The sequence below is a fragment of the Exiguobacterium sp. A1_3_1 genome (assembly GCF_048985645.1).
GTDB lineage: Bacteria > Bacillota > Bacilli > Exiguobacteriales > Exiguobacteriaceae > Exiguobacterium_A > Exiguobacterium_A indicum.
Genome location: NZ_WBYY01000159.1, coordinates 1 through 7,742 on the forward strand (window position 1 = coordinate 1; position 7,742 = coordinate 7,742).

8 protein-coding genes are annotated in these 7,742 nt (G+C 48.0%); 1 reads left to right on the forward strand and 7 read right to left on the reverse strand.

Annotated elements, in window-relative coordinates:
* Positions 1-142: 142 nt before the first annotated feature.
* The 5 genes from F8N00_RS14455 to F8N00_RS14475 are packed head-to-tail and all read right to left on the reverse strand — an operon-like array spanning position 143 to position 3,617.
* On the reverse strand, positions 143-772 hold the full coding sequence (locus F8N00_RS14455) for a response regulator (RefSeq protein ID WP_023467256.1): 630 nt from the start codon (positions 770-772) through the stop codon (positions 143-145).
* Positions 769-1,794, reverse strand: coding sequence for a sensor histidine kinase (locus F8N00_RS14460; protein WP_035398797.1), 1,026 nt, complete (start codon positions 1,792-1,794; stop codon positions 769-771). The genes F8N00_RS14455 and F8N00_RS14460 overlap by 4 nt, the downstream gene beginning before the upstream one ends.
* Positions 1,791-2,510 (reverse strand): cell wall-active antibiotics response protein LiaF, encoded by a 720-nt coding sequence (gene liaF / locus F8N00_RS14465; protein WP_029340864.1) that lies wholly within the window; start codon positions 2,508-2,510, stop codon positions 1,791-1,793. The genes F8N00_RS14460 and liaF overlap by 4 nt, the downstream gene beginning before the upstream one ends.
* Positions 2,511-2,569: 59 nt before the next feature.
* The gene (locus F8N00_RS14470) at positions 2,570-3,187 is read right to left on the reverse strand and encodes a hypothetical protein (RefSeq protein ID WP_023467259.1); all 618 of its coding nucleotides are present in this window, start codon (positions 3,185-3,187) and stop codon (positions 2,570-2,572) included.
* Between the two features lie 52 nt (positions 3,188-3,239).
* Entirely contained in the window at positions 3,240-3,617 is a 378-nt protein-coding gene (locus F8N00_RS14475) for a hypothetical protein (RefSeq protein WP_023467260.1), read from the reverse strand.
* A gap of 273 nt (positions 3,618-3,890) precedes the next feature.
* On the opposite strand from F8N00_RS14475, the gene rsgA reads away from it, so the two are divergent.
* A complete protein-coding gene (rsgA, locus tag F8N00_RS14480; RefSeq protein WP_035398795.1) occupies positions 3,891-4,940 on the forward strand; it encodes a ribosome small subunit-dependent GTPase A in 1,050 nt (349 codons plus the stop codon).
* A 72-nt stretch (positions 4,941-5,012) separates the two neighbouring features.
* Here the strand turns inward: rsgA and abc-f are convergent, their stop codons facing one another.
* Both abc-f and pflA read right to left on the reverse strand, forming a co-directional pair.
* Positions 5,013-6,737 (reverse strand): ribosomal protection-like ABC-F family protein, encoded by a 1,725-nt coding sequence (gene abc-f / locus F8N00_RS14485; RefSeq protein WP_421018437.1) that lies wholly within the window; start codon positions 6,735-6,737, stop codon positions 5,013-5,015.
* Positions 6,738-6,987: 250 nt separating this feature from the next.
* On the reverse strand, positions 6,988-7,707 hold the full coding sequence (gene pflA / locus F8N00_RS14490) for a pyruvate formate-lyase-activating protein (RefSeq protein WP_023467263.1): 720 nt from the start codon (positions 7,705-7,707) through the stop codon (positions 6,988-6,990).
* Between the last annotated feature and the right edge of the window lie 35 nt (positions 7,708-7,742).

Sequence of the window (7,742 nt, forward strand, 5' to 3'; positions counted from 1 at the left end):
TTGCGTGTGACGCGTCATTCTTTTTATTACGAGATAAGGGAGGCAGATCATCAATCTGCCTCCCTTATCTTTGTAGAGACTGACTTTTGAGTCAGCCCCTTATTTGCGTGAGCTTAAGGAATAAGTAATGAAGGGCTAAATCTTATTTGACGAGATTATGCTTGAAGGCATAGACGACAGCTTGTGTACGGTCTACGACATCGAGTTTCGATAAGATGTTCGAGACGTGTGTCTTAACGGTTTTTAAGGAAATGAATAATTCGTCTGCGATTTCTTGGTTCGCCATACCACGAGCCATCAATTGAAGAACTTCCTGCTCACGTTCCGTCAAATCGTCATGCAAGTGTGTCGTAGGACGACGAAGACGTTCCATCATTTTACCGGTCACTTGTGCTGCCATGACAGATTGACCGTTTGCCGTCTTGCGAATCGCTTCTGCGATGTCAAAGGCGCTAGCCGTTTTTAAGACATAACTCATCGCACCGGCTTCAATGACAGGATAAACTTTCTCATCATCAAGAAAACTCGTCACGACGAGAATTTTTGCTTCCGGCCAGTCTTTGCGAATCAGTCGCGTTCCTTCGACGCCATCGACTGGCTCCATCACTAAATCCATCAAGATGACATCCGGTCGGTGTTCAAGCGCAAGCAAGGCTCCTGCTTGACCATCCGACGCTTCGGCGACGACCTCGATGTCTGGTTGTGTGGAAAGGAAAGCAGACACACCGGCCCGGACCATCTCGTGATCATCTACTAATAATACGCGTATCATACTTGCACCATCCGATCTTTTCTAAGTTTGACTTCGATTTGGGTTCCTTGTCCTGGAACACTGACGAGACGAATCGTTCCGCCCATCTCAGCCGTTCGTTCCCGCATCGAATTAATGCCATAAGAGGCAAGTTTTTTTTCATCAACGACGAATCCAACACCATCATCATTCATGCTCAGAATGATCGTTTCGTTGAATTGTCGGAGCTCGATATCCATATGAGACGCTTTCGCGTGACGTAATGCATTCGTCAATCCTTCTTGGACGATCCGGAACAACTCGTTTTCGATTTGTCGTGGAAGTGTCATCTCTTCTAACTTCCAACTCAACTGTGTGGACTGCTTTCTAGATAATTCTTCGAGCAGTTGCGAAAGTCCTTGTTGTAACGTCATCCCTTCTAGTTCGACAGGGCGAAGCTGAAGTAAGAGGGAGCGCATTTCAGACTGCGCCGTTTGCGCCATCGTCTCGACCATCTCGATCTGTTTGGCTGCAGCTTCAGGTTGAGACAGAATCGTCTGTTTAGCTGCTGTCGTCATCATGGAGATGGCATAGAGCTGTTGCGAAACGGAGTCGTGTAAATCACGTGCGAGTCGCTTTCGTTCTTCCGTGACGGCTTGAACTCTTACTTGTTCAACGTGTTGCGGACGTGTACTGATTTTTTGGACGGTCTCGACTTGTTCGTCGATACGTTTTCCAATCCGCGACAAGCGCGTCAACGTATGAAAGTAGGGACCCGGAACGATCGTCACATCTTTTCCTTGTTCCAGTTCAATGATGGCAGTCGTGACACGTTTGAAGTCACGTCGCAAGAAAAAGTAATGCATGCTACCGATGGCAAGCGGTAGTAATAACGAGAGTCCGATGACGAGTAGAAGGACAGGGAAATCTTGTTGACGGACGAATAGGACATGCCAATCGACTTGTCGTGTACTTAAGAATAACAACGTCGTCATGACGGCAGTCAAAAAGCCCGTCATGACTTGGAGTGCAATGACACCAAGCGGGAATTGATCACGCTTCATATCGAAGACACCTCCACGTTGCCAATACCGAGCATGACATGAATGCGAACCTTCCGCGTCGCTTCGCCGTATTCCGGTGCCCGGAATTGAATGCGTCGATTAAAGAAGGTCGGAATCCGGCGGATATCTGTCTTGACGCTTCCGAAGCCGATTGACGTGTCGAGTGTATAGTCGTAGCCGGACGGTAAAAGAATTCGGACGTCCCCGACGACACCACTGACGACGATCAAGGTCTCGCCTTCTGGAACATAGGCGTGCGTCAAATCGATTTCTAAATCCTTGACGATGAACTGTTCGCTCAAATCCTGTAAGACGTACGGTGCATCGGCTTGAGTCGAGAAGGAATAAGCGGGTTGAATCTTGATCCCTTCCTCTTCATATTGATGCGGAGCAATCCGTGAAAATAAAAATTCGCGGACAGAATGTCGTGTCACGAGAATGATCCCAAGATAGAGCAAGATACCAGCAATGACAAAACCGATGGCAGCCGAACTAAGGACGACGCCAGCAAGAATGATCGTACCGACGATGTAGAAGAGGATTGCTAATTTTTCATGATTGCGTCGCCGGAAATGAATCCCGACATAATACAGCAGGAACGGAAATAAGACACCAAACAATACATTTCCTGCACCGGACAATAGGTCATAGAACAGACCGAGGGCGAACAGGATCGATACGTAACCGACCAGTTGTTTCGTACTTAATCGTCGCACGATCAATCTCCTTTCTAACATGACAAAGGGAGGCATACGCCTCCTTCATCATTGACTGCTTATTGGTGAATGCGGCGTTCGAGTTCAGCGATACGCGCATCGATATCATCTTCATCAACGGCTGGTTGTTTTGCTTCAGGCTCTTCTGCCGTGAACGGATGTGCTTCTTCTTTTATAGTAGCATTTGGTTCGCGATCTAGCACCTGGTTCATCTTGTTTTTTAAGTTCGAGACGTTTTCGCGCATCATCCATTCGTACCGTTTGTTTTGTAGATCTTCGAGCTTTAACTTCAATTCGAGGGCTTCACGTTCCAATTCGTTCAGCTCGCGTTTCGTCTCAGCGACGAGTTCTTCAAAGAACCGGTACTGCTCCCCGTAATGCTTTGATTCGATGGCTGCACGCTCAGCCAGTTGTTGTTCACCGGCTTCGTTCGCGATTTCGACTTGCTTGAAGCGTTTATCGGCTAAATCCTTCGCTTCTTCCTGTTTTTGTGTCAATTCCAGCAGCAATGTCCGTTGACGCTCGAGTAGTCGATCAATCTCTTTTAAATCAGCTTCTGTTGATCGGATATGACGAACAAGTTTCTTAGCAGGTACTTCGCCTTGTTCAGCAGCTTTTTTGACTTCTGTCATCATTTGTGTCGCAAAATCGTTGAGTTGATCAAATACGTTTTTCATGAAAAAAATTCCTCCTTGGAAGTGGCGAATGATATCGGGTCACACATTTTGATTAAAAACGTTTTTCGTCTAGGTCTTTCCAGTCTGCTTCGAAATGTGTCGTTGATGTACGGCGACGGTTAAAGAGATCTTGAACATTGACACGCTGTAGTTTCATACGCATGTAACCGACGTACAATGCGATGGCTGCTGCAATTCCGATGACTGCCCAGATGTTCGAGAGGGCAAGTCCGATTCCGATGGCTGCTAGGAATCCGAAACCGAGTTTCGCTGGCCATTTGTTCGACTGCATGAACTTACTGATCGAATAGAACGCGAGTAACGCCCCTAAACCAAGTCCGATCATATGCGGTAATGTTCCGATGACGACGGCAAGTAACGCCAGTCCGGCGAGAATCATCACCAGTTGTTTTCCTTTCGATTGCTTCATGAGGAAGCCTCCCTTGTGTTGATACCTTTATGATACGGGAGTCCTTCTATTCCTACGACACTCTTTGGACCGTATTTGCTCTCGGGCTTAAGGCGGAGAGAAGGTCTGACTTTAAGGGAAGCGCTATCAGCACCAATGATTCATGTGATACTCTATAAGGGAATCGAATCGAGAGGAGTGATGTTGATGAGTGCAACAATCAACGCTAAAAAAGTAACATGTATCGGAAACCAGGGAGGGGTTTCCCTCCCTTAAATCAGAGGAGGAAACCATTTGAACGAATGGGGTACACCACCTGTCTACGAAACGACAGGAACAGAACGATTAGGACGGATCATAGCCGTCTATCAAACACATTATCGCGTCATGACGGAAACAGGAGAATCGCTGAGCGAACTGTCTGGTAAATTGCGTTTTCAATCGGGAACGAAAGCTGAATTACCAGCGGTTGGTGACTGGATCATCCAAACAGAGCGAGAACCGGGGAAGGGACGGATCGAACGTGTCTTGCCACGATCTTCTCAATTTTCCCGAAAAGCGGCAGGAACGGAGACCGAGGAACAAATCATCTGCGCGAATGTCGACGTTGCCTTGCTCGTCATGGCTTTTGGACATGACTTCAACGTCCGTCGACTGGAACGTTATTTAACGGTTGCTTGGGATGCAGGGGTGACACCAATCATCGTCCTGACGAAAAAAAGTCTGATGCCGTCGATTGAAACGGAACTGCAGGCTGTCGAAGCGATCGCGTTCGGAACACCAATCCTTGCCGTTGATTCTTTGACCGGCGACGGATTAGAGGAGTTGCGTGAACAGTTACAAATCAAGCAGACGATCGTGTTAGTCGGATCGTCCGGCGTCGGGAAGTCGACGCTCGTCAATGCTTTAGCTGGAGAACAGTTAATGGAGACGGGTGGCGTACGAGAAGACGATGAACGTGGACGTCACACGACGACGCATCGCGAACTGAAACGACTATCGAACGGTCTACTGCTCGTTGATACACCGGGGATGCGAGAATTGGCCTTATGGGATGGAAGTGACGGACTATCGTCGACGTTTTCCGATATTGAGGAGCTTGCTGAAAACTGTCGTTTCCGAGACTGTAAACATGATAAGGAACCGGGCTGTGCCGTTCGGACAGCTTTAGAAGATGGCACACTAACTGCTGAACGCTGGAATAGCTTCGTCAAGCTAAAACGAGAAATCGCTTATGCGGAACGCAAGCAAAATGTGGCGTTGCAGGCGGCGGAGAAAGAAAAGTGGAAAAAAATCCACAAGCAGGCCCAAGCGCATACGAAAGTGAAGTATCAAAAGCGATAATACGACTGAAATATGAAAAGCATCTGCAACGGAAAAAGGAGTCTCTTTTTCTATGCAGATGCTTTTTTCTCGTTATTCTTTTGAAAGGAATTCATTTGTTTCTGTATGGAACGGCACGTTACCCGTCAACGCATCAAGACGATGTAAGTCGGATTGAATCGCTTCAGGGTCACTTCGGCGCGCGTTTCGTACCGTGGCCGTTCCGACCGGATGATCGTTGAATCCAGTCGTTAAATCAAACGTCCGATTCGACAGCCGATCAGTAAAATAACGATCGTGGGAGACGAAGAGGAGCTCACCAGGGAAAACATCGAGGGCGGCTTCGATTTGTTCACGAGTCGCAAGGTCCAAATAGTTCGTTGGTTCATCGAGAATAAGCAAGTGAGCACCAGAAAAATACAGGCGTAAGAAAGCAATCCGACATTTCTCACCCATACTGGCGTCGGAAATCGACCGGTAAACATCATCGCGACGGAATAAAAAACAGGCGAGTAACGTCCGGGCGTCCGTTTCACTCATCGTGCCGTACTCAAGTAATGCCTCTAACAACGTACCTGATGTCGGTAAGTGGGAAAGGGCTTGTGAAAAATAGCCGGTCTTCAATCGAGGATGACGGATTATGTTCCCTTGATGAGGAGCATATTCGCCCTCGATGAGACGCAGTAAGGTCGTTTTTCCGCTTCCATTCGGTCCGATGACAGCAATTCGGTCACCATGTTCTACCGTAAACGAAACATCCTTTAGGATCGGTTTCGTCTCATGCATGAAAGAGACACGTTCAAACGAAATCAGTCGTTTCGCACGAATCGCTTCATGTTCGAATGCGACGTGAACAGTCGGTGCAACTTGTGGTTTTTGTACACGATCCTCGAGTAGACGCTCGAGTTGCTGCTCTTTTGCCTTGACCTTCGTCGCATGTTTAGCAGCCTTCTTTTTCGCATACGGATCCCGTTCACTCGCTTGATTCGAGGCTTTTTGATGCCATTGCCGGTATCCTTGAATCATGCGTGTCAGCTCTTTACGGGTGCGTTCTTGTTTTTCGTACGCTCGTTGTTGCGACAGAGCTTGATGTTCCTTTTGTTCTTTATAGGACTGGTAGTTTCCACTGTATCGCGTTGCCCCTGATTCGGATAATTCAATGACGGCATCAGCTGTTGCGTCGATGAAGAATCGTTCGTGTGAGACGTAGAGAATCGAGGTCCGTGACATGTTGACCCATTCCGTGAGCCACTCGAGCGTCTCTTGATCCAGATGATTCGTCGGTTCATCGAGAATGATGAAATCAGGTCGTGACAGAAGCAGGCAGGCAAGTTGGAGGCGCGTCTGTTCACCACCGCTTAAACTGGATGCTTTGTGTGTCCAGAGTGCTTCCTCTAATTTGACTTCTTTTAAGACACGTGTTGCATCTGCTTCAAGCGAGAAGGCGTCCTGATCGAGTGCTTGTTGATAGATCGTCAAGTCACCATTCATGGCATTAGCGCGAAGTTGATAACGAACCGCATCCGCTCGTTCGACGAAATCAAGAACGGTGTGATCGCCCGCTACGAAGTGTTGTGATAGTAGACCGAGTTTTTTGTAATGACGCTTGATCGAACCGTCAGTCGGCTGAAGTTGGTCAGCGATCAAGTGTAACAGTGTCGTTTTTCCGATGCCGTTCGGACCGATTAAGGCGACATGTTCACCGGTATGAATATGAAAAGAAACGTCCGAGAAAAGACGTCGTTCGTCGTAGTCCATCGATAGGTGTTGGATCGTAAGTGTTTCAGTAGGCATAAAAGCAGCTCCTTTAGTGTTCATTTCCGATAAGATGAAATGAAAAACACACCATCCGAAGCGAGCGGATGGTGTGCCGGAGTGTAACTCAAAGAAGGTGCTGGCCAGAGGTTGGTCACACCGAAATAGAGCAGACTCGTAGCGTCAGACATCCGCAACTGCATTGCGAAAGAGATGATTTCATTCATCAAGCGACGTGTACGAGTGATTGCTTCATTTCGGTGTTGTACCTCCTGTTCATAGTCTATGCCGTCATTGTAACAAACTGGAAACGTTAACACAAGTACGATTCAAGTAAGGTTTGCGCAGTATCCGTTTCTTCTGATGAAGGGGGAAGCACATCAGTTAACGGATATGCGAGACCGAGGTTTTCCCACTTATAGACACCGAGTTGATGATACGGGAGTACTTCAACGCGCTCGACGTTTCCGAGCGTCCGGATGAACTCGCCGGTCTGACGGAGGAAATGTTCCGACATCGTAATACCTGGAACGAGAACGTGGCGAATCCAGACGGGAATGTTTCGCTCGGCTAGGCGTTTTGCGAAGGCGAGTGTATTGGCGTTACTCCGTCCAGTCAAGACGCGACAAGCGGCATCGTCGATATGTTTGATATCGAGTAGTACCAAATCCGTCGCATCGAGAATCGCATCGATGTTTTTTGGGACGACGGATCCCGCGGTATCGATGACCGTATGCAGTCCATGGCGTTTTGCTTCTGTTAAAGCAGCCTCCAAGAATTCTGGCTGAGCGAGTGGTTCACCTCCAGAGAAGGTGATTCCACCACCCGTGGCCTCGAAAAAGGAGCGATAGCTGATCGCTTCTTTTACGACTTCGTCTGCTGAGACACGCCGTCCGCAACCGAACTCCCATGTATCCACGTTATGACAGTATTGACACCGTAGTGGACATCCTTGCGTAAAGACGATGAATCGAATGCCAGGACCATCGACTGTTCCACATGATTCAACGGAATGGATCATACCATAGGTCATCCTGCTCACTTCCTTTCACATACTACACATCCTGT